The organism is Cryobacterium aureum, assembly GCF_002954245.1.
Taxonomy (GTDB): Bacteria; Actinomycetota; Actinomycetes; order Actinomycetales; family Microbacteriaceae; genus Cryobacterium; species Cryobacterium aureum.
This window is the reverse complement of record NZ_PPTG01000009.1, coordinates 262964-284868: the sequence shown is the minus strand read 5'-3', so window position 1 is coordinate 284868 and position 21905 is coordinate 262964. Positions and strand designations below refer to the sequence as shown.

Here is a 21905-nt window from a genome sequence, read left to right as displayed (position 1 = left end):
GCTTGGCTCTGATGCACGCTCTTCAACCTGCGCCGTAACCGTGGGCTGCGTTTCGGACGGACACAGGGCCCGCGCGAGAAACTGTCTGGCGGGAATCTGATGAGGCCTCCGCCGCATCACGAGAAGCGACGGGTTGCGGTGCCCGAGCGTTGGCAACAGAATGCAAATTCATCTGAGCGCGGTGTCGACCAGGCTGCGGATGTGATCGTAGTCCGGGTCCTGCGGGTCGACGCCATTATCCGGAACCAACTCAACGGAACCCACCGGCAGTTCTCTGGTCTTGCCTGCCAGGTTGGCGAAGTAGCCGAGCATTCCCCGCGGTACGTCGGTCTTAACGACCTGCTGGCCCGCCTCGGCCACACCCTGGAACTTTGTGAGCACATTCGCCGGGTTGAACTGCTTGAGGAGCGCCTCCTGCAAGGTGCGCTGGCGGGCCATGCGGTCATAGTCGCTCGTTCCGTGCCTGGAGCGGGCGTACCAGGTGGCATGGTAGCCGTCCATATGCTGCATGCCCGGCTCGAACCACTCCGCGACACCGCTCAATGCCTCATCGCCGCCGAGCGGAACACGGTCGGTGACAGAGATGTCTACGCCGCCGAGGGAGTCGATCAGGTCAGAGAAGCCTTGCATGTCAATTAGCACGTAGTACTGGATGGTGAGGCCGGTGATTCCACTGGCGGCGTCGCGCATACCTTCAATGCCTGGTTCGCTGTTGTCGGACAAGGCGTTCGGGTACATCTCCGGGGTCTTCAGTGCGACCTCGGTATAGATCGAGTTGAGCATGCAGACATCCACGGCGCAGCGATTCCCGTAGCCGTAGCCGTCCGGGTAGACCGCATGCAATGGCGAGTCTGCCGTAAACGGTACGTCTTCGAGGTCGCGCGGGAGGCCAATGATGTCCGCCTTTCCAGTCGCAGCATCAATGCTGACGACCGACATGCTGTCGGGTCGCATGCCTGTCCGATCGGCACCAGCGTCGCCGCCGAGGAGCAGGATGTTGTAGCGGCCGTCTACGGGCGGCTCCGACGGTCCAGCCGCGAACACCGAGGATAGGAAATCACTGGCCGTGGTAGCCACAGAGGTACCATACCCGGCGATGCCGACCATGGCCGCCAATACAACGGTCGCGAACCCCGCGATAAACGGGCGCGCCTTGGGCCGGGCCTTTACCAAACGCACTAGCCGGATTGTGTCGAACGTTAAGACAACCCACACCACGGCATAGAACACCAGCACGGCGGCGATGATCCACAAACCAATCGAGTTAGTGGCCACAGTGAGCAGCATCTCCGGATTCATCGCATATGCGGCGCCGGTCACTACGACAATGGCGAGGAAACATAGGGTGGCGCGCAGGCCAAACCGGCCAAGGGCCCGGCTGCCGGCAAGCACTTGAGCGGAGCCGGGGATGAAGACATTCAGGACGACGAGCCACCAGGCCCGCCGAGTCATGAACGTTCGGGATCCCGAATTCGGGTACCGGAGCGGACTTCGCGCGTCGCTCACCGCTTCACCTGCACTGCCGTGTACTTCGACTCCACCCGGCCCAGAATGTCGAGAGGTATCGACCAGAGGATGCCGGTCACACCGGCCCGTTCCATGCGTACATCATCGACTCAGCGTAGCGACCCGTTCACGGCGCTCGTCGTGAATCGATTGCTTGTGCCCACAAGGGGGGACGCTCGGCGGCTGCCCTGAAAGGAGAAATGCAACGCGCGCTGGGCGCGGACGAAGTGTCCGTAAGCCGAACCCCCTACGGGACGGTTCCGCGAATGTGCAGTCTCAGGGCTTTGTTTTCCGTGCGCCCGGAAGGGAATCTCTCATAGAGAATCGATGGGCTGGTATCGAAACAAAATGGAATCACGGCGCACGAATCCGGAGGCCTCGTAGAGCCGGATCGCGGATTCTCTGGATGGGCGCGACGTCAGGTCTAGGCTCCGCACTCCCAACGCCTGCGCTCTGGCAATCATCGCGGTCAATAATTCGCAAGCGATCCCTCGGCCACGGGTGAGTTCGTCCACCACAACGTCATCTATGTGACCTCGGACCCCAGTCGGGATTGGAAACGTTACGAGGGTGGCCATTCCTACAACCCGGCCAGCGAGCCGCGCAAGGAAGAGATCGACTGACTCGTTCTCCAGCATCCGATTGAGAATTTCTCTGTCGAACATAGCTGTCTGTGACAGCTGCGGAAGCAATCGGCGAATCTCTTCCGCGACAGCGTCGTCGGCGTGGGTGGCGATCGAAATGGTCAACTTATCTTCCATAGGGAGAGGCTACCTGTGCCGAGCCGGACCGCCGCAGCTGGGTGCCACAGCGGAACCCCCCACGGGACGATGAAAAGTCGGATGTCGGCGCGCTCTCGCTTGAACCTGCAAGGACAAGAGTGCTGTGGCCAGGAGGCAGCGCCGGCCGCACCCCGCTCACGAGGGTTACGCCGAATGCTGGAGCACAATCATGTCCGCTGCTCCTGTAGTGCTAAAAGTTTTGCCCGCTGTTGTTGTGGTCGAATTTCGCCCGTGATCAGGGTCCGGTCGTAGGCCACTCGCGCATCGCTCTCGATCAGTAGCACGCGCTCGAGCTCATTGCCGGTGACCTTTGACCGTGTGCTGCGATAAATGCAGTTGTGCCGGTAGACCTCGCCGTCGTGCTCATAGAAGTAGGCCTCGGTCTCATGGATGTGGAACTTCACGTAAAGTGCCGTCGTTGTGCGCAGTTCGCCCACCAGATACTCCGATGTGGTCGTCACGACGAACTGAAATTCCTGGTCGGTGTCGTTTCGCACTCGGTAGTCGAGATAGTTGAACATCACCGATGTCCCGGTGCCGAATGGGATCTGCCGGTTGAAGTCGGGAAACAGGTCCAGGCTGTCGTGGTGGTGGTGCTCCGTGATGGTGAGTGGGCTGTGCAGCACCATCCAGTGAAGCAAGTTGGTGAATTGGCAGATTCCGCCGCCCAGGCCCGAGGTGGCCCGTCCCGAGCTGATGGTGAGGCCATCTCGGTATCCGCGGCCGGCGGTCGTCGCCCCGATGAGGTGCCAGAACGAGAAGGTCTCACCCGGGCGAATGAGGACGCCGTTGATGTGTGGGGCTGCCAGCGACAGGTTTACGGCCTTGTTCTCCTGCAGCTGGAGGTCGACGTTTCCGAGCGTGCGGCGAATCAGGGAATTGTGGCTATAGAGCAGCATTGGGAGTGGCTCGGCCCGCTGAATAGCGAATCGTACGCGGTGGACCAAATTGCGAATGTGGCGGAGCATAATCATCTTGCGCAGCGAGATTCGATAGGTGAACGGCGAGATATCGCCAAAAAGCATTCGTGCCATCGTGTTCATTCCCCCATGCCGATCGTCGCAGCCGCGAAGGAATAGTGCAACCGGGACGACCGAACGGCAGCGCACCCCTTCAGCGCAAGACCTCGTTCGTTCGTTCGTTCGTCCAGGACGGGCAGCACGGCCGTCCGCACAAGTCCTGGAGAGGGGGCTACGCGAGCCGCCGAGTTGTGCCCGTTCCGCATGGGGAACCCCTTACGGGCGCGGAACCCGTCGGAAAAGGTACCGTCACTGGACGAGATTAATTCGCCCTCCGAATCGAACTTGTGACTTGCCCATCAGATGCTTCGAACGTCCACGCATTGCCACCCCCGACGATCCTGATGCTGGAAGGGTCGTGGAGCGTTGTGACAACCGCCGTGTTCTCGTCAATGGCAACGACCCGATCAGCGAGACCATTGACGACTATGGAAAGCGCCCGACCGAGGGTTCCGGCCTGGGCTGCGTGAACGTCGACCGTGAATGGGACCACGCCGAGGCCAGCCTTCAGCGTTATCTCCGCCAGCCCTTCCGCCCATTCTTCGGTGCAGACTTCTGTTCCATTCATCGTGTACCCCCCAATCAAGGCCACCTTCGGTGCGATCATCGCGCCCGCCGAAAACCCGATGTAGGAAGCTCCTTGTACGATCGCACTCGCGATCGCGTCGATCGATGTCTGGAGAGCATTTAAATAGGCGGGAGTCGGGCCGCCTGCGACAAGGATCGCATCGACGTCATCGAAGCTGGCCGATTCCACCTGTCTGTCACGGCACACCAACACTCGTCGGATTTCGCACGGCATGCGGCTTTCGAGCGGTGCTGTATAGGCCGGCAGAAAGTGCGTCGCGCTTCCTCCCTCGTCAAAGATAACGACGACGATTTTTGGAACTCGGTGTCTCGTCGCTCCTCGTTCAAGTACCTCGTCAACAAACTGGTCAAATATCTCGGAGGAAGTAGCGGTGTCCGGGCCGCCTCCGACAAGGAAGATACTCATGGCTGCCAACTTATCGGTGGCGACACATGCTGGGACGCAAACGAGGAACCCGCGACCGCTAGCTCGTCGTAGGTGAGGAATTCGACCGGAGCCAGCGACCGGAATCGGCTTGGTCACTGCCCGTAAGCCGAACGCTTTGCGGGACGGCGCGTCCCTTTAGTAGTTCCTAAGCCTTGAGTAAACCTGTGGCGATGAACGCTTTACAGTAAATCTCTTTGATGACGAGTTCCTTGCGGGCGTTGTACTGCATGGAATGTTCGCCGGCGGCCCGTGACAAAGCTGCCGCTTCACGCTTGGTATCTGCGTAGAGAACGCGATCATCTGGATTGGCACGAAGCCAGTCGCGGAAGATTCGATGCTTGATTACCTCGGGACTGTCATAGCCAAAGACGTGCAGATGGCAAGCCGGCTCCAAGTGGCGCAGGACGCGATGTCCAAACCACCAAGGTTTCCGAACCCGTAGTTCGAAATCGGCACGTTCAAGTGCCGGAACGTATGACGCCTCATCGTTTGGGTCGGCGACGATCAGGTCAATGTCAATAATCGGTTTGGCGGGGAGGCCCGGAACGGAAGTCGAACCAACATGTTCGATGACCAGCGCGCGCCAGCCCAGAGCATCCTCGATCTCCTTGGCGAGTAATTGGAACTGCCCGGGCCATGCAACACTCCAGTCGACTATGTCGAAATCCAGTGATGGTCCGGCGCCAGAAACATAGGGGGATTGCCCTTCGGGAACAGGTGGTTCGTGAAACGTCACGATGTCGTTCGGGTGTGGCATGGCCCTATTCTCACTGATCCTTTCCGCTTCTGAGCTCTGCACACTCTCCTGGCGGTAAAGCGCTCCGTGATCGGAACGCCAAATGCGACAGCGATTGTCCTTTTGGCATGGGTGCGCCATGGCCCGTCGAACGATTGCGCCTACGATGTGAGCATGAGTGACTGGGGGAAACGTCGCATAGGCGACTTCCTCCTATCCGGCATCGTGTGCGCTGGCTTGGTCAGCTGCTCAAGCACAGCTAGCCTCCCCGCCTCGCTGACCTGCGCTACCCAGTACCGCCCTGATGCGGCGACGATGGCGGGCGCTCTCTCGGAAACTTTGGCTGTTCCACGAGTTGAGGGGTTCGGGCAGGCCGAAGCCCAGACGTTTCCCGCAATGACGCTTGGGGTCACCTTCGTCGGAGACGCACCTGAGGGGCGTGTCGTGAACGTCGTCGTAACCGATACAGCCGGCGAGGTTCTGTTCAGTACCCTGTATCAGTTCACGGACGGGCATGAGTTGCGTACAGACTTTGCAGGCGAGCACGGCTTCACGGGCCTGAACTACGTCTACAGCGATGGCGCGATGCTTCAGTTCAGCTGCTCGGCCGCGTGACCATCGGCACGGTCCAATTCAGGGACGGCCAGCGGACACGAATTGCGTGAACCCAATCACGTTCACGTCTGAGGTGAGATGCCGCGTAAGCGGAACCCCGTACGGGACGATTGCCCCAAAGAGGATTGCCGTACGGAAGCAATGACTATTGTCCCGAAGGACCCTTTGTCCGGTGATCGCGGACGCGCGTCTTAGACGTCAAGTTGACTGAGCTTCACCGCCGTATAGCTATAGACATACTCGTCGATGATTTCCTGAGGGCATTCCCTGTCGACGAGTTGGCTTTCGCCCACACCGGGTACTCCCTCGATTAGCACGCAGCTGTAGAAGGATCTATTTGCGTTGCTGAAACCGCCCTCGTTACCCGTGCCGACAACTAGGAGGTCAACACCCAGGTAGTCAGGGGACTGTTCAAGCGCGTATATGAACGGGGCACCGACACCGCGTAGCTCGTCTGCGGTCAGACCGCGAAGGTCGTGGACCACCGCCGGGTCCAATCGGAACGCCTCATCAGGCGCCAATGTAACGAGCTTGTCGTTGACTGCGGCCCGTATTTCATTGAGGTGACTGGATATGTCAGCGAGGGCCGTCTCTTCAGCTGAGGCGACCTGACATCCGCTCAGTGCTGTTGCGGCGCCGATAAACGCTATGGCCATCAGGCCGAACCGGGTCGTTCTGTTTGTCACCATTTGAGTACCTCATTCCGAGCCTATACGGCTGAGCGGCTCTGCCACATCTGCCTTTGTGTCTGCGGTTGACATATGCGTATTAGACAGGTGCGCTGAGGCGCAAGCGAAGGCTGCGGCGTGCCCTGGAGTATCGGGCCCGGGCCGCTTCTGCCTTGATGCCTAGGGCCGTGGCCGCCTGCGCGATGGTCAGCTTTTCCCAGACCACGAGTGTCACCAGTTCTCGATCGCGTGCGGAAAGCGACGCAAGCGCAGTGATCGCTTCATCGTCACCGGACTCAGAAGCCAGTGGCCGAAACTGCAGCTCTTCGCGCAGTCGAGTCGCCAAGGAGAGCTGTCGCAAACCATTTCTCCGCTGCGCCGCGAGGACGCGGTGGGCGATTCCGTAACTCCACGCACGCCGGTCGCCGTGCTCCGCGGGAAGCCGATTGCTGCGCTGCCAGAGGACCAGCAGGGTCTCTGAGAGGCAATCGGCGGCGTCCTCGTGCGGAACGACGCGGCGGGCGAAATAGCCGAGCAGTTCATCCGCGATCGACCGGATGAAGCTCTCCACGTCGTCAGAAATGGCCTCCGACAGTGCGACCGCCGTGGATTCATAGTTCATCGTTCTCCCCCACCCAGCCTCGTGTCGCAGTTCTGCTCGGTATAAGCAGTCTCCACCAACGTGACGTCGCCGTCGCGCGCTCCCGCAGCAAAGCTCAGGAGGCGATCCGTGACGCCGCCGCCATCACTGGCCACAGTTGTTCGAAAGTTGTCGGTGTCGCTCAGCCAGTCGACGGCGAGTTGCTCGCGCGCAGAATCGGAGGCGTTTTGCGCGGTGAGCCAATCTCCGGTCCACGCGCAGATCGCGAAACCCTCATACGTTTGGGTCAACAAGCCTTCTTGGAAGATTCCTTGTCCTGCGGACTCGGTGTTGAGCCGGTCGAAGATTCCGGACACGTTGGCGATCGCTGCCTCTGCCGGAACTCCATCCGGCAGGGTCAGGTAGTCGGGGTACGCCTCGACCACCACCTGGGGTGCGTCGTCGGCACCGAGCAGGATCCACTCGGTTTCGTCCACCTCGGTACTCGTCTGGGGATCGCCAAACTCGCCGGTGCGCGCGAGCCAGGAGCTTAATGCGGCTGCCGGGACCGCTACCCCCAAGCCAGCCAGGGCAATGAGGCTCCCGGTCCAGATCCACCGACGTCGGGTGAACCCACGCCGCTGCCGGGCAGGTGTCTTTGCCGCCGCCAGCCGATTTTCTGGTGCTTCAAGCGCCACGACCAAGGCCCGCGCGGCTTCCTGCGCCCCAGCATGCGCCGTCAACTGCCCGAGCGCACGAATGCGTGCGTCAACCTCATCCGTCATTTCGTCCATACCTACTCATGTGAGTGAAAGGCCATAACGTGACAAATCGACCGAAACATCTGCCTGAGTCGATATTCTGCAGGAGCTGCCCGTAAGCCGGACGTCGACCGCGACATCCTGCTGTGTCATTTGGGGAACCCCTAGCGGGCATCCGGACGCATGGCGAGGATGACTTCGATCTCGCGGTGGACGCTTTCGTGGTTGAAGGACCGGAAACCAAGGCCGTCCGCGAGACGCCTGCCAAGCCTGGCGAACAAGGCGATCGAAGCGCGCAAAGCCTTGGCAGAGTCCACCGCGTCGAAATGTGCCCAGCACTGTTCAAGCGCTTGCTGCACGTCGGCGTCCATCCATTGCCGCATGCGGGACCCCAGGAAGCGCACGTCGTAGTTAAGTCCGTGCCGCGCGTAATGATCCCACTCGATGAAGGTCAGCAGTGACGCTTTCAGATCTCTGTCTCGAATCTTGCATGACCATGGCTCGTCTCGGACGATTGCCTTCGCGCACATCAGTGCGGCCGCGTACCCCCAGTTCAGTCGCTCCTGAAATGCCGCCTCGTCGGGCAAGGAAGACATCACCGCAGCCACGTGCTGTGAGCCGGAAAGACCGTCTTTGTCCACGAGGAAGGTGAAAGGCCGCTCATGGCGGATCATCGGCAGCGCGTCAGCCCTGATGACGGTCAGGTCCAGCTTGCCCCCGATGTAGTAAACCAAGCGGGCCGGGTGCCAACCGGGGGTTGCCAAGCGTTCGACAACGAGCACCTCCCCAAGTTGATCCCACCAGGAATCGTCTGCGAGGAGCGGTGTCGGGTCCGTGGCGTAGATCTCGATATCGCGATCCGACAGGGGGTGCGTCTCGTGGGCGGCTGCGGACCCAGTCATCACCATCGCGCGCACGTTCTCGCTCTTCTGCGCCCAGGCGATCAGCGTGTCGATTGCGTTGTCGTACTCCACACCTCCAGCTTTCCACAGAGTACGCACCCAGCAGCAGCGGCCGCCCACAAGGGGAACCCCCTGCGCGACGGATCCGCGGCCAATCGGGGCGATTGCCGGGCGCCCAGATTCTGGGTCAGTGGGGGGACCGTAGCTGGTCGCCCGGCTGGAGCGCCGTGCCGGCTGCGCACCCGAGCTCTCCGGGCTGAAGCAGAATCTTGGGCACCTGCAACACCTGCACGCCGTCGACGTCTCGTTTCACGAGCAGGCAGTCGTCCCCATCGCCCATCGCGAAGCCGATGTCGCCGTCGACTACCGTCGCCTCGGGATCGAACGCGACCTGACGCTCACCGGTCGGCTGCGGCATTCGCTTGACGATCTCGGCGACTATGTCGTCAGCGGATGCCGCGGACGGCGCGTTTGTCAGCACCTCGACGACGAGAGCCTCCGCTCCGTCGGGAACAACGTCAACCAAGCGGGTGTCTACCGGAGGGGGGATGCGCTTTGCGTCCGGCGGGCAAGCGATGTCGTGGGCGACCGCTGTGTCGTCGCTCCATTCGCCGGGCTCCTCGGTCGCGACGCCCCAGAAATCGAACTGCGACTCAAAGCAAGCGACGTGCGGCCCTTCGTTCGGGGTGGGCTGTATCGTCGCACGAAACTGCAGCGCTCCAACTGGTTCGCCGTGGATCGCGCCGGGATATGGTTCGTAGCCGATCAACTCGACTACGGTCGATTTCTCGGTGTCGGTGTCAGCCCAGCGGGCATAGTCATCGATCACGTCCGTCCCCTCACGGTAGAGACCCCGAGAGACGTTAGCGACTGCCTTGCGCGCCGACACTTGTGACACCGCGTCCGACGCCGGGACTGCTCCCGCGCAACCAGTGAGCGTGCCGCACACCGCGAGGGACAACCATGCGACGGTGCTCGGACGGTGTCGGTTCGAAACGGAATGGCGCACGTTGTTGATCAAACCACAAGTCGGCCGGATGTTGTTGCGTGGGGGATGGCCCACATCAGCACGGCGTCAAGGCCGAAGGCGAAGTCAAGCGGTGGTAATCATGTCATCGACGGTACCGCGGCTCTCCGCCCGCAAGGGCGACGGTGACCGGGACACTCAAACACGCACGGAGCGCCGCAGGTGATCCGCAGAGTTTCGGGGCCGCATCACTCCCGTAAGCCCTGTCCGATAAAATTCCCGGTCAAGAGGGCTTAACGGTACGGTCCAACAGTTGGACCGGAAGGCCACGCGCCCGTATCCACCAACGAGCAGGATCCCCGGCTCAGAGGGATGTCCTCGTCACTCGCGGCACGACGGCCGAGATGGCGTTCACCGATCAAGGCCGCACCGGAACGAAGCGTGCCTGGCCGAGCCTTCCTGGGCGGCTCAATACACACAGCCAAGCCCACACTGACCGCGACTAAACTAGGGACTTCGGTTTAAGGGGTGCGTGCGTGATCGACCAGGAGCTTGTTCGAGAGCAGGACTATGTTCGGGCGCTGTATGAGCGGCTCGACGCGCTGCAGGAAGAGGCCGAAGGCCAGCTCAAAGCGGTGCGCCGCTTGGACGTCGGCGGTAACCACCAATCCCGCAGCGAACGCGACACCTTCGCGCGCCTCTACGAGGACCGTATCGTGCAATTGCGCGAGGTCGACGACCGACTTGCCTTCGGCCGGCTGGAAACCATGCCCGATGACTCCGGCGACTCGGTCTACCGCTACATCGGCCGGGTCGGTCTGCGCGACGAAGACCACAAGCCGCTGCTGCTGGACTGGCGAGTGCCGCAAGCGAGCGCCTTCTACCAGGCCACCGCCGCCACGCCGCTCGGCGCCAGAGCCCGCCGCCACCTGCTCTCCAAAGGACGCAGCATCATCCGCATCGAAGACGAGATCCTCGACGCGGCCCTGCTTGCCGACCCGTCGGCCGCCACGCACCAGGGCGAGGGTGCCCTGCTCGCAGCGCTCACCGCGCAGCGCACTGGGCACATGTCCGATATCGTCTCGACCATCCAGGCGGAGCAGGACCGCATCATCCGCTCGGAGCTGGCCGGTGTTCTCGTCGTGCAGGGTGGTCCAGGCACCGGCAAGACCGCCGTGGCGCTGCACCGTGCCGCCTACCTGCTCTACACGCACCGGGATCGGCTGCGCGACAGTGGCGTACTCATCATCGGCCCGTCGCGTTCCTTTCTGCAGTACATCGAGGCGGTGCTGCCGTCGCTCGGTGAAACCGGCGTCGTGCTCAACACCGTCGGCCAGCTCTTTCCCGGCATCGAAGCCACCAAAACGGATGCCCCGGCCGTCGCGGCCCTCAAAGGTCAGGCGTTCATGGCCGACCTCATCGCGCGGGCCGTGCATTCACGGCAGCGCACCCCTTCGGCCCCGCAGCAGCTGGTGGTGAACGGCGACCGCATCGTGCTGCAGCCCGAGCTTGTCGCCAATGCGATCGCACGCGCTCGCGGCACCGGTAAGACCCACAACGAGGCCAGAGTCACTTTTGTGAAGACCGCTATCAACGCGCTCTCCCGGGTGTGGCTTGAGCAGTTGCAGAAGCAGGGCCGGTCGATGGACGACACCGACCTGCCGATGCTGCGCGAAGACCTGCGTCTGGCCGATGATGTTCGGGTCGCCCTGAACACCGCCTGGCTGCCGTTGACGCCGCAAAAACTGCTGCAGGACCTCTATGCGCGGCCGCAGTGGCTGGAGGAACTCACCCCCCGCTGGCGGTTCGCGCAGCGCAAACTGCTGGCGCGGCCGCGGGACGCCGAGTTCACGATCGCCGATATTCCGCTGCTCGATGAGGCGGCGGAGCTGCTCGGTGAATATAACGCGGTCGACCAGGCGAAGAAGCGTGCGGTCAAAGAGCAGCGCAAGCGCGACGTGGAGAACGCCGAAACGGCCATTGAGAACATGCAGGTGAAGGGTCTGGTCAACGCGAAGGACCTCGCCGCGCGCAGCGCCGAACTCGACGAACGCGCCACGACCAGTGAGCGTGCGGCGCGAGATCGCAGCTGGACCTTCGGACACGTCGTCATCGACGAAGCGCAGGAACTCTCGCCGATGCAGTGGCGGCTGGTGTTGCGGCGCGGTCCGCGCCGGTCGTTCACGATTGTCGGTGACATCGCGCAGGCGGCGAGCGCCGCGGCATCTGCCAGCTGGAAAGAGGCGTTGCAACCGGTACTTGAAGGCTCGCCGGAGGCCGACCGCTGGCGGCTCGAAGAATTGACCGTGAACTATCGCACGCCGAGTCAGATCGCTACGGCGGCCGAGACTGTCGCGATGTCGCACCGGTTGCCGATTACGCCGTCCCGTACGGTGCGGTCGAGCGAGTGGCCGGTCGAAACGGTAGCGGATGCCGCGGTCGCGGTGCGCCGCGATCTGGCCCTCGGCGCCGGCGGCACCCTCGCCGTGATCGTCGTCGACGCCGCTCTCGACGACCTTGAATCCACCCTGCGCGCTGAATTCGGCGATCTGCTCGGCGTCGGGGCGCTTGGCCTCAGCCGCGAGATTGCGCTGCTCACCCCGCAGGATGCCAAGGGGTTGGAGTTCGACGCGGTCATCGTCGTTGACCCGGCTGCCATTCTCGCGGCCTCCGAGCGTGGAGCCGGCGCGCTCTACGTCGCAATGACCCGGGCGACGCAGCGGCTGTATCTGGTGGGGGACGCGCCGCTCGGTGACGCATAGGCATGGCACCGCTGACCTGCACACGTGGTCAGGGGAGAAGCCGGTCACCGAGTCTTTAAGTCGTCGTGCCAAGCAGCCTGTAGCGATCGTGCATCGTATGTATCTCGCAAAAAACCTCAGATAATTACTGAGATCTTCTCGCGTTTAGGGGCGATTTGGATTATAATTGTGGGTGAAGGAGGCACCGACGCCATGACCCTCACCGCCCCGCCCGCCGCAGCCGGCTCTGTGCCGGAACCCGAGGGTTCCCGGGTTGCGGTCATTGGTCAGGCTGGTGCATTGCTGGGCTCTGTTTTAGACGGAACTCGGTTTGGTCACCTCGATGATGCTGAAGCTGTCGCGGTGCTGGCGGCGTTGGAAGAGCTGGGTCGCAGGGTTGATGGTGCAAGACTACGAGCCACCACCGACATTGGCGTTCGTGCCGAGACCGACCTCGGCAATGGGTCGCTCGCCTACAGAAACGGATGCCGCACCCGGATCGAATTCATCACCCAGCTCGCCGGCATCTCCGGCCGTGAAGCCAAACGGCGCCTGAAACTTGGCGAGACCGTGGTGGAACGCACGCCGCTGGGCCTGCCGGTGCCAGCCCGGTATCCGGTCATCGCCGCAGGCCTCGTCAGTGGCGACCTCGGCATTGAGGCGGCGGAGATCATCGCCACCACGTTGACCGCGCTGCACGGGAAAGTTCTGCAGGACGGCCTTGACCATGTTGAACGTGCCCTGGTCGCCACCGCAACCGGAACGATCACCCCGGAGACGGCCGGACTGCCCGGGGCGGGCATCCGATTCGCGCCCGACCTGCTGCGGGCGCAAGCCCTGGAGTGGCAGGGCCGGCTCGACCCCGACGGCACCGCCCCCAACGACGACATCGTCGAGGCGAAGAGCACGCTCACGTTCGGGCTGCTGCGCAACGGGCTTTACCCGATGCGCGCCGACGTCACCCCCGAACTACGCGGCATCATGGACACCCTCTTCGACACGTACCTGTCGGCCCGGTCGCGCACACCTCGGTTCGAACCCACCGACCCCGCTGACGGCGCTGGCGCTGGCACCGAGTTGGACGGCCTAGATGTCGGCGACTCGAGCGTGGACGGTGAGCGATTCAGCGCCGACCCATTCAGCGGCGACACCCGCTACGACGGCGACCGCCGCACCGCCGGCGAAAAACGCGCCGACATCCTCCGCTCGGTCTTTGAATCCGCCGCGCGAGACCCGAAGACCCCGACCATGGGTGGCGCCGCTCCCACCGTGACGATCCACGTCAACGCCACCGACCTCGACCAGGGCCGCGGAGTCGGCTGGATCGACGGCATCGAAGCCCCCGTATCGTTGCGCCGGGTGAAAGAAGCCATCTGCGCCGGCGGCACCCAAAAAATCGTTGTCGGCACCAACGGCGACATCCTCTACCTCGGCGACAAAATGCGCTGCTTCAGCCCGAAGCAACGAGCCGCGATCGCCGCCCGCGACGAAGGATGCATCATCCCCGGCTGCACCATCCCCGCCCGCTGGTGCGAAGTCCACCACATACAACCCCACCACCAGGGCGGACCAACCACCACCACCAATGGCACCCTGTTGTGCTGGTTCCACCACCACACCATCGACACCAGCGGCTGGAACATCCGCATGACCAACGACAGACCCCAAATACGTGGGCCCCTACTCTGGGACCCCACCCAAACCTGGCGCCCCGCCCACACCCACCGCGCCAACACCCCCAGCCCCGAACCACCCTGGCGCACCTAGCCAAGCCGAGCCAATCATGGTGAGCACGAGGCTGGCCATCCGCATCGGCTAGCCTGCAATCATGACAGCGGAGTCCCACACCACGCCATTTTCCAGCCTCGACGACTACATCGCGTTGCCGCGCGTCGAGGGCCTCGCGCTCTCGCCCGACGGGCAACGGATCGTACTCACGGTCGCCACCCTCACCCGCGATCAGACCAGCTACGAGCGGGCACTCTGGTCGGTGGCTGGCGACGGCGGCGGGATTCCCACTCGCCTGACCCGGTCGGCGAAGGGCGAATCGCAGGCGGCGTTCACGGCCGCCGGTGACGTTCTGTTCGTCTCCGGCCGGCCCGACGCAGCCGCTTCTGAAAAGGACGCCGAGGCCGCCCAGCTCTGGCTGCTGCCCGCAGCCGGCGGTGAAGCCCGCGCCATCACCCGACTCACCGGGGGAGTATCCGGCATCGCCGCCGTGGCGACCGCAGCCCGGTCGCTCGTGATCGCCGCCGACCTGCTGCCGAGTGCCACCGACCTCGAATCGGAAAGCGTCGCACGCAAGGAGCGCACCGACAAGAAGGTCGCGGCCATTCTGCACGAGAGCTACCCGGTGCGTCACTGGGACCACGACCTCGGCCCCGCCGAGCCGCACCTGCTCGCGCTCGACCTCGCTGATCTGCACGACACGATCGCGACTCCCACTATCAAAAGCAAAGCGGATGCCCCCGCTCCCTACCCTGCCGACCTCCCACGTCCCCGAGACTTGACGCCCACCCCCGGCCGCACCATGGACGCCGCCGGCCAGGCCCTGACCCCCGACGGAACCACGCTGATCGTGGCGCTGCAGGTGGCCGAGCAGCGCTCCGGCCGTTACGTACTGGTGTCGATCAACGTGGCGACCGGCACCCAGACCACCCTGTTCGACGAACCGAAAGTCGACTTCGAGTCGCCGGCCGTGAGCCTTGACGGCCGACAGATCGCCTTCGTGCGTTCCGCAGTCAGCACGCCGGAGGGCCCGGCCGACCAGGAAATCTGGGTCGCCGACCTCGACGGTGGAAACCCGCGCCGCCTCGCGTCCAAATGGGACCGCTGGCCGACCAGCCTGGTCTTCGACATACCGACCGACTCCAGCGAGGCTCTCATCGTCACCGCCGATCACAACGGCCGCGGACCCATGTTTCGGATACCGCTCGACGGCGGGGCCCCCGAACAGCTCACCACCGATGACTTCAGCTACACGAATGTGTGTGTCGACGCCAAGACCGGCGACCTCGTAGCGTTGCGCTCCTCGTGGATCGCACCGGCGCATCCGGTGCGCATCAGCCGCTCCGGCTCCGTTACCTCGCTGGCTACACCGGCCGCGCTGCCCGACGTTCCCGGCACGATCACCGAGGTCGAGACTCTCGCCGAGGACGGGGCGCGAGTGCGCGCCTGGCTGCTGCTGCCTGATCGAGCCTCGGCGCAGCATCCGGCCCCGCTGTTGTTGTGGATCCACGGCGGCCCACTGAACAGCTGGAATGCCTGGAGCTGGCGGTGGAGCCCACTGCTCGCCGTGGCCCGCGGCTACGCGGTGTTGTTGCCCGACCCTGCGCTGTCTACCGGCTACGGTCTCGATTTCATCGCGCGCGGCTGGAACGCCTGGGGCGCTAAGCCCTACACCGACCTGCTCGCGATCACCGACGCCGCCGAAGCCCTCCCCGAGATTGACGAGACCCTCACGGCAGCGATGGGGGGATCTTTCGGCGGCTACATGGCCAACTGGGTCGCCGGGCACACCGACCGGTTCCGTGCCATCGTCAGCCACGCGAGTCTCTGGGCGCTCGACCAGTTCAATGGCACGACCGACAACTCCGAGTACTGGCAGAGTATCTTCTCGGCGCAGGGCATGGTCGACAACTCGCCGCACCAGGCGGTGCGCGACATTGTCACGCCGATGCTGGTCATTCACGGCGACCACGACTATCGGGTGCCGATCGGCGAAAGCCTGCGACTGTGGTCGGAACTGGCCGAGCACCACGCCAATGCTGACGGCAGCACCCAGCACAAGTTCCTCTTCTTTCCCGATGAGAACCACTGGGTGTTGAAGCCGCAGCACGCCGTCGTCTGGTATCAGACCGTGTTCGTCTTTCTCGACTTGCACGTGCACGGCACCGACTGGAAGCGGCCGCGCCTGCTCGGCTGAGCGGGTCAGAGGCAACCCGCCCAATCGGTTAAAGTGGAGAGCTGGAGAGGAACCAGCTATTGAGTGATATTGCGAGCGAATTGGCGCGGGTGCGCGTTGCCTTCGACAAACCCACCCTGCGCCTGCTCGACCGCAAATGGGCCCCGTTCGTGCTCGCCGTGTTCAAAACCTCGTTCAGCCGGGACCGCCGCAGCGTAGCGTGCGAGCTGCTGCACACCCAAGTGGATGCCTACCTCGCCGACCTCCGCAGCACCGGCGTCGACGCCCCCGAAAAGACCGGCCGGGCCCTCTGCGTGCAGTGGATGAACGACCTATGGCTGTACCGGGAGATCCGCGACGCCGGCGAGGGGAGTGAGGAGTACTACTCACTCACCAGCCACGCGCTCGAAGCCCTGCTGCTCGTGGACGGTCTCGCCAGCGATCGGGCGCTGATCAGCGAATCCAGGCTCTCGACGATCGTCGACACCGTGCGCCACCGAGCCACAGAGGCAAACCCCGACCGCGAGGAGCGGGTTCGCCGCCTCGACCAGCAGATCGACGAACTGACCAGCGAGCGCGATCGCCTCGCCGACGGCGGCGCTATCGAAGCCGCGTCGAACGAGCAAATGCACGAAGGCTACGCCAACCTCATCGACCTCATTCAGCAGCTGCCGAGCGATTTCAAACGGGTCGAGGAGTCGGTCGCTGCCATGCACCGGCAGATCGTCAGCGACTTTCGCGGCGAGGAACGCCCGATCAGCGAGGTTCTCGACGACTACCTGGCCAAAACGGATGCCCTCATGTCCTCGACCGCTGAGGGTCGCGCCTTCGAGGGCGCGTTCACCCTGCTGCGCAACGACACTCTCATGCAGGGGCTCAAGGCAGATCTGGAGACGATCCTGCTGCATCCCTTCGCTCTCGAACTAAGCCTGAACGAACGTCGCAGCTTCATGAGCACCGTGACACTGCTGCGCAAGGGCATCGATGACGTTCTCACCCAGCGCAAAGGGCTCACGACGACCCTGCGCGAGCACATCGTCAACCACGACGTGGTGAAAGACCGCGAGCTGGAACGAGTGCTGCGGGATATCAACCGCGAACTCGCGACCTGGATGCAGACCGCCGGGCCCCGTTCCACTGTCACCACCGAGCTCATGCCCGGCACCCTGGACGTCGAACATCTGCGGGAGCGGTTCTACGACCCCGTCGCTCATCGGGCCCCGCCCGCGCTGATCGACGTGTCCTCGGCTGCACCGGCTGCGCCGAGCCTGGGCGACCTGCGACAGCAGGGCGGGCCGCTGCTTCAAGAACTGCGCGACGCCCTCGTCGCGGCGTTCGCAGCGGGTTCCGGCGCGGGGGAGGCGGCATCCGTTGGTGGCCTGTTCAACGGGTTCGATGCGAGTCTGCGTCGGCCGGTAGAGATTCTCGGTCTGCTGCAGCTGGCCGCCCAGCTGAGCCAGACCGATTCGGTCGGCCTGGAAAGCTTCGAAACGGTGCGACCGGATGGCTCGGTGCGGCTCTTCGACGTGCCGCGCCGCATTCTGACCGACGACGACACGGCGGTCCTTGCCGCCCAGAATTTGGGATACCAGCATGAATGACGACGTGATGGACGACGTGGCCGACACCGGGATCGACAGCGATCCGCGGAGCCTGTCGCTGTTCGAGGGCGATGAGGGCGGACTCAGCGTGGAGCAGCGGCGCACCCTGGTGCTGCTGCTGAAGCACCGCTATATCTCGGCGGCCCTGCAGCCGGCCGAATGGCAGACGCTGCTCACCTCACAGAGCCTGCTCAAGTCGCGCCTCAATGACGTCTTTCTCGACCTGCAGGTTGACTTGCACTACGAGGTCGCGTTCAAACGGCAGGCGGTCGCCGAGGGCGGCGAGCGGTTTCCCACACTGCTGCACGACGTCGCCTACACCCGTGAAGAGACCATTCTGCTCGTGCTGCTGCGCCAGCGGTTTCGCAGCGAACTGGCCAATGGCCAGGAGATCGTGCTCGTCGACCGGGACAACCTGGTCGAGAACGTCGCGCACTTTCGCCCGGACTACGCCACCGACCTCTCCGGCGACGCCCGCAAGGCATCGGCCGCGGTCGACAGCCTCGCCAAGGCGCGGGTGCTGCTGAAGACCAGTGACCCCGATCGTTTTCGCGTTTCGGCGGTGATCGAGGTGCTCCTGTCGGTTGAACGCCTCGGCGAACTGCTCGACTGGCTGCGCGAAGAAAATTCCGGACCGCTGCAGACCATCGAAACCCTGGAGCCCCTCGTATGAACGATTCCCCGCTGTTCTACATCGACGGCGCCACAGAGGGCACTACGCAGTGGCGGGCTGAATCCATGCAATTGGTTAACTGGGGCGGATTTCACGGCCACCACGCGATCGACTTCAGTGCTTCGTCGACGCTCGTCTCCGGTGCGTCAGGCACCGGCAAGAGCAGCTTGCTCGACGCCTACCTTGCGCTGATGATGCCCTCGGACACCCCGTTCAACGGTGCCTCGAACGATGCCGGTTCCGGTCGTGCCCGTAGCCACGACCAGCGCAACCTGATGACCTACCTGCGTGGCAAGACCGACGCCAACCGGGAAGCGGCAACCGGTGAGCTGACCGACCAGGTGCTGCGCGGCGCGCACGAGGCTACCTGGGGCGCCATCGCCCTGACCTTCATCGACGACAACAAACGCCGGTTCACCGTGCTGCGGGCCTACTTCGTACCGCGTGGCGCCCATAAATTCGCCGACGTCGCCATGAAAATGGCTACGACCGACGGATACCTTGACCTACGCGACCTCGCCTCGTGCGCCGAGAACCGGTTCGACAAGCGCGCCCTCAAGGCCCGCTTCGAGGGCCTCGACGTGTTCGACACCTACGCGGCGTTCGCCCAAACCCTGTACACCCGGCTCGGCATTGGCGCCAACGGCGAGGGCGGCAAAGCCCTGCGACTGCTCGCTCGCATCCAGGCTGGTCAGCAGGTGAAAACGGTCGACGGACTCTACAAGTCGATGGTGCTCGAAGAGCCGGCGACCTTCGCCGCCGCCGACAAAGCCGTCGACCACTTCGAAGACCTCGAACGGTCTTATGGCGCCATGGTCACCGAGGCGCAGAAGGCCCAGGTGCTCGAACGCCTGCCCGACCTGTACCAGGCCTACGAAACGGCCACCGCCAAAGCCGAACTGGTCGACACCTTCGGGGTACACCGGGCAGGGGACACCCCGTTCGTGCTCTGGCAGCTGCTCACCGAGCAGACACTGCTCGAGACCGCCGCCGACACCAACCGGACCGCGCGCCGTGACAACCAGGCCGCCCGGGTAACGGCCCGCGACGCGGAGACCGCGCTCAAGACCCGCGTCTCCGAGCTGCAACAACAGCAGCGCGACAACGGCGGCGACGTGCTCGAACGCCTGCAGACCGAACTCGTGCACCTGGGCGATCAGCACGACGACGTGGTTCGTGAACGTACCGGTTTCGACGATCGGGTGCGAACCCTCACCGCCCCGATCGATTCCGCCGCCGGCTTCGCGGCCGCCCAGCAGAGCGCTTCCCGGTTTGCCGCCGGGTTCGGCGCCGCTGAGACCGCCCTGGAGGCGACTCGCTTGGCACTGCAGCGCGAGGCGTACCCGGTGGAGGAGGGCATCCGCTCCCTCAAGCAGGAGCGTGCGTTTCTGACCGGGCGCGAAAGCCTCGTGCCGCAGGCCCTGCACCAGGCCAGGCTGCTCATCGCCGAGGCTGCCGGTATCGGGGCCGAAGAGTTGCCGTTCGTGGCCGAACTCATCGACCTCGCCGCCGGTGAAGAAGCGTGGCGGCAGGCCGCCGAGGTGACCCTGTCTTCGGTTGTGCGTGTGCTGCTCGTCGACGAGAGGCGGCTCGCCCACCTGAGCGCGGCGATCGACCCGTTGCAGCTGCCGCTGCGCATCCACTTCGAGGGTGTAGCGCAGAAGCCGCACGAGGCGGTCGCCGGCGACGCCCGGTATGTGTCGGGCAAGCTCGACGTGAAGGATTCCCCGTTCAGCAGCTGGGTGCAGGCGCGCCTTCGATCGTCGAACCTCGACGCGCTCTGCGTGGCCAGTCCGTCCGAGCTGGGTGGTGGGGGTGCACGGGTGACCGCGAGCGGGCAGACCCGCAACGGTTCCCGCGGAGCCCATGGCGCGAACACCGGCCAGAAGTCGATCATCGGGTTCTCCAGCCGAGCTCGGCTCGACGAGATTGCGGTGGAGCTGGCGGCGCAGGGACTGGCAGCCGACGCTCACGCGGGGCGGGCATCCGCTGTGACAGCGCAACTGGGTGAGCTGCGGGGCCTCCAGACCGCTCACCAGCACATTCTCGACACCGACTGGTCGGCGATTGACGTCGCTGCGACCGCTCGGCGCATTGCCGACAAGAAGTCCGAATACGAGCGGATGCGCTCCGGCAGCGATATTCTGCGCGCCCTGAGCGACGAGGAGAGTCGCCTCGCCGACGAACTCGACGCTGCCCAGAAACTGAAGCACACCACCGACGGGGTCGGTGCGGTGCTGGGTGAGGAGCAGGGCAGCATCGTCGACGCGCAGGACACGGTGAACGACAGACTCGAGCAGATCGATGACGCGCTCACGCTCTCGGAGGAGCACGCCGCACACCTCGGCGAGCAGTTCGCGCTGGTCACCGATCAGAACGACCTTGCCGCTTTTCCCGGCGGTCTGAAACGACTGCGCGAACGGCTGATCAATCAGTCGGCGCAGGATCGCGACAGTGCCGCGCGCGACCGAGCCACCATGATCGGCATCTTCCAGGCCTACCAGGCCCGCTGGCCCGACCCGAATATCGGTGTCGCACTCGAATCGGTCACGAGCTACACCGATATTCTCGATGCCATCCGCACCCTCGGCCTCTCCGAACGTCGCCAGGAATGGAAACGCCGTCTCTCTTCGTGGAGCGGGCAGGACCTCGTGCCGCTCACCGGCGCGTTCAACACGGCCATCGAAGAGATCGAAGACCGGTTACGGCCAATCAATGAGATCCTCGCGACCCTGCCGTTCGGCGCAAACCGCGACCGCCTGCAGATTTCGCTGCGGCGACTGCACCGCGACGACGCGACCGCGTTCCGTAAGGAGCTCAAGGCGCTCTCCTCCGGCGCGACGGAAGAATTCACCGACGATCAAACGGAGGACCGCTTCACCCGGCTGCAGCAGTTCATGGCTGTGATTCGGCGCTCTGACGGCACCACCACCTCCCAGCGCGATGTGCTGCTCGATGTGCGCCAGCACGTCGAGATCACGGCCGTTCGCGTGACGCAGGACGGCACCCGCGTCAGCACCTACTCGTCCCTCGGCGGAAAAAGCGGTGGCGAGTCGCAGGAGCTCGTGGCTTTCGTGGTCGGCGCAGCCCTGCGCTTTCAGCTCGGCGATGAAAGCCGCACCCGGCCGCGCTTCGCGCCGGTCTTTCTCGACGAGGGTTTCGTCAAATCCGACGCTGAGTTCGCCGGCCGAGCCGTCGCCGCGTGGAAGGGCCTCGGCTTTCAACTCATCGTTGGGGCTCCGCTCGACAAGGTCACCGCGCTTGAACCATCCATGCAGCTCGTGCTGTCGATCACTAAGAACACGACCACCGGTTACTCCTACATCACACCGTTGACGTCGCCGCAAGCCGCGGCTTAGCTGACGAACGGATGCCGCGCCTGCTTCAGCGCAGCGTGCTGTAACGCCGGTGCACCACCCGTTGGCGCACCGGCGT

Annotated in this window: 17 protein-coding genes; 7 read left to right on the top strand and 10 right to left on the bottom strand. The window is 64.0% G+C overall.

What is annotated here, in order from left to right:
* Nucleotides 1-168: 168 nt before the first annotated feature.
* From CJ028_RS04275 to CJ028_RS04255, 5 genes are all read right to left on the bottom strand, one after another.
* Nucleotides 169-1452, bottom strand: a complete 1284-nt coding sequence (locus tag CJ028_RS04275; protein WP_105034027.1) for an LCP family protein — start codon at nucleotides 1450-1452, stop codon at nucleotides 169-171.
* 368 nt (nucleotides 1453-1820) lie between these two features.
* On the bottom strand, nucleotides 1821-2267 hold the full coding sequence (locus tag CJ028_RS04270; protein WP_105034026.1) for a GNAT family N-acetyltransferase: 447 nt from the start codon (nucleotides 2265-2267) through the stop codon (nucleotides 1821-1823).
* Nucleotides 2268-2455: 188 nt separating this feature from the next.
* Complete coding sequence (locus CJ028_RS04265) at nucleotides 2456-3313, bottom strand: VanW family protein (protein WP_240607079.1); 858 nt, start codon at nucleotides 3311-3313, stop codon at nucleotides 2456-2458.
* A gap of 256 nt (nucleotides 3314-3569) precedes the next feature.
* Nucleotides 3570-4301 (bottom strand): Type 1 glutamine amidotransferase-like domain-containing protein, encoded by a 732-nt coding sequence (locus CJ028_RS04260; protein WP_105034025.1) that lies wholly within the window; start codon nucleotides 4299-4301, stop codon nucleotides 3570-3572.
* Between the two features lie 166 nt (nucleotides 4302-4467).
* Entirely contained in the window at nucleotides 4468-5079 is a 612-nt protein-coding gene (locus CJ028_RS04255) for a GrpB family protein (protein WP_105034024.1), read from the bottom strand.
* A gap of 66 nt (nucleotides 5080-5145) precedes the next feature.
* Between CJ028_RS04255 and CJ028_RS04250 the strand changes: the two genes are divergently transcribed.
* Nucleotides 5146-5673 (top strand): hypothetical protein, encoded by a 528-nt coding sequence (locus tag CJ028_RS04250; RefSeq protein ID WP_205683930.1) that lies wholly within the window; start codon nucleotides 5146-5148, stop codon nucleotides 5671-5673.
* A 191-nt stretch (nucleotides 5674-5864) separates the two neighbouring features.
* Here CJ028_RS04250 and CJ028_RS04245 read toward each other — a convergent pair whose 3' ends face one another.
* The 5 genes from CJ028_RS04245 to CJ028_RS04225 form a co-directional block, all read right to left on the bottom strand.
* Nucleotides 5865-6362 carry a hypothetical protein gene (locus CJ028_RS04245; protein WP_105034022.1) on the bottom strand — a complete coding sequence of 166 codons (498 nt, stop codon included), beginning with the start codon at nucleotides 6360-6362 and terminating at the stop codon, nucleotides 5865-5867.
* Nucleotides 6363-6441: 79 nt separating this feature from the next.
* A complete protein-coding gene (locus CJ028_RS04240) occupies nucleotides 6442-6963 on the bottom strand; it encodes an RNA polymerase sigma factor (RefSeq protein WP_105034021.1) in 522 nt (173 codons plus the stop codon).
* Nucleotides 6960-7715 carry a hypothetical protein gene (locus CJ028_RS04235; protein ID WP_105034020.1) on the bottom strand — a complete coding sequence of 252 codons (756 nt, stop codon included), beginning with the start codon at nucleotides 7713-7715 and terminating at the stop codon, nucleotides 6960-6962. Before CJ028_RS04235 ends, CJ028_RS04240 begins: the two co-directional genes overlap by 4 nt.
* 131 nt (nucleotides 7716-7846) lie before the next feature.
* Nucleotides 7847-8656, bottom strand: coding sequence for an aminoglycoside 6-adenylyltransferase (locus CJ028_RS04230; RefSeq protein WP_105034019.1), 810 nt, complete (start codon nucleotides 8654-8656; stop codon nucleotides 7847-7849).
* 115 nt (nucleotides 8657-8771) lie between these two features.
* On the bottom strand, nucleotides 8772-9413 hold the full coding sequence (locus CJ028_RS04225) for a hypothetical protein (protein WP_105034018.1): 642 nt from the start codon (nucleotides 9411-9413) through the stop codon (nucleotides 8772-8774).
* 674 nt (nucleotides 9414-10087) lie between these two features.
* On the opposite strand from CJ028_RS04225, the gene CJ028_RS04220 reads away from it, so the two are divergent.
* The 6 genes from CJ028_RS04220 (at nucleotide 10088) to CJ028_RS04195 (ending at nucleotide 21829) form a co-directional block, all read left to right on the top strand.
* A complete protein-coding gene (locus tag CJ028_RS04220) occupies nucleotides 10088-12313 on the top strand; it encodes a UvrD-helicase domain-containing protein (protein WP_105034017.1) in 2226 nt (741 codons plus the stop codon).
* Nucleotides 12314-12505: 192 nt separating this feature from the next.
* Nucleotides 12506-14059: an HNH endonuclease signature motif containing protein gene (locus CJ028_RS04215; protein ID WP_129590376.1), complete on the top strand. Its 1554-nt coding sequence runs from the start codon at nucleotides 12506-12508 to the stop codon at nucleotides 14057-14059.
* A 61-nt stretch (nucleotides 14060-14120) separates the two neighbouring features.
* The gene (locus tag CJ028_RS04210; RefSeq protein WP_105034015.1) at nucleotides 14121-16217 is read left to right on the top strand and encodes a S9 family peptidase; all 2097 of its coding nucleotides are present in this window, start codon (nucleotides 14121-14123) and stop codon (nucleotides 16215-16217) included.
* Nucleotides 16218-16276: 59 nt separating this feature from the next.
* Nucleotides 16277-17797 (top strand): DUF3375 family protein, encoded by a 1521-nt coding sequence (locus CJ028_RS04205; protein ID WP_161498885.1) that lies wholly within the window; start codon nucleotides 16277-16279, stop codon nucleotides 17795-17797.
* Nucleotides 17790-18470 carry a DUF4194 domain-containing protein gene (locus CJ028_RS04200; RefSeq protein ID WP_105034013.1) on the top strand — a complete coding sequence of 227 codons (681 nt, stop codon included), beginning with the start codon at nucleotides 17790-17792 and terminating at the stop codon, nucleotides 18468-18470. Before CJ028_RS04205 ends, CJ028_RS04200 begins: the two co-directional genes overlap by 8 nt.
* Nucleotides 18467-21829, top strand: a complete 3363-nt coding sequence (locus tag CJ028_RS04195; RefSeq protein ID WP_105034012.1) for an ATP-binding protein — start codon at nucleotides 18467-18469, stop codon at nucleotides 21827-21829. Before CJ028_RS04200 ends, CJ028_RS04195 begins: the two co-directional genes overlap by 4 nt.
* Nucleotides 21830-21905 lie beyond the last annotated feature (76 nt).

Excerpts from the sequence above, each read along its gene's own strand:
- CJ028_RS04235 (WP_105034020.1), bottom strand. The coding sequence starts at position 7,715 with ATGGACGAAATGACGGATGAGGTTGACGCACGCATTCGTGCGCTCGGG.
- CJ028_RS04245 (WP_105034022.1), bottom strand. The coding sequence starts at position 6,362 with ATGGTGACAAACAGAACGACCCGGTTCGGCCTGATGGCCATAGCGTTT.
- CJ028_RS04270 (WP_105034026.1), bottom strand. The coding sequence starts at position 2,267 with ATGGAAGATAAGTTGACCATTTCGATCGCCACCCACGCCGACGACGCT.
- CJ028_RS04210 (WP_105034015.1), top strand. The coding sequence starts at position 14,121 with ATGACAGCGGAGTCCCACACCACGCCATTTTCCAGCCTCGACGACTAC.
- CJ028_RS04265 (WP_240607079.1), bottom strand. The coding sequence starts at position 3,313 with ATGCTTTTTGGCGATATCTCGCCGTTCACCTATCGAATCTCGCTGCGC.
- CJ028_RS04260 (WP_105034025.1), bottom strand. The coding sequence starts at position 4,301 with ATGAGTATCTTCCTTGTCGGAGGCGGCCCGGACACCGCTACTTCCTCC.
- CJ028_RS04240 (WP_105034021.1), bottom strand. The coding sequence starts at position 6,963 with ATGAACTATGAATCCACGGCGGTCGCACTGTCGGAGGCCATTTCTGAC.
- CJ028_RS04275 (WP_105034027.1), bottom strand. The coding sequence starts at position 1,452 with ATGACTCGGCGGGCCTGGTGGCTCGTCGTCCTGAATGTCTTCATCCCC.
- CJ028_RS04215 (WP_129590376.1), top strand. The coding sequence starts at position 12,506 with ATGACCCTCACCGCCCCGCCCGCCGCAGCCGGCTCTGTGCCGGAACCC.
- CJ028_RS04200 (WP_105034013.1), top strand. The coding sequence starts at position 17,790 with ATGAATGACGACGTGATGGACGACGTGGCCGACACCGGGATCGACAGC.
- CJ028_RS04195 (WP_105034012.1), top strand. The coding sequence starts at position 18,467 with ATGAACGATTCCCCGCTGTTCTACATCGACGGCGCCACAGAGGGCACT.
- CJ028_RS04255 (WP_105034024.1), bottom strand. The coding sequence starts at position 5,079 with ATGCCACACCCGAACGACATCGTGACGTTTCACGAACCACCTGTTCCC.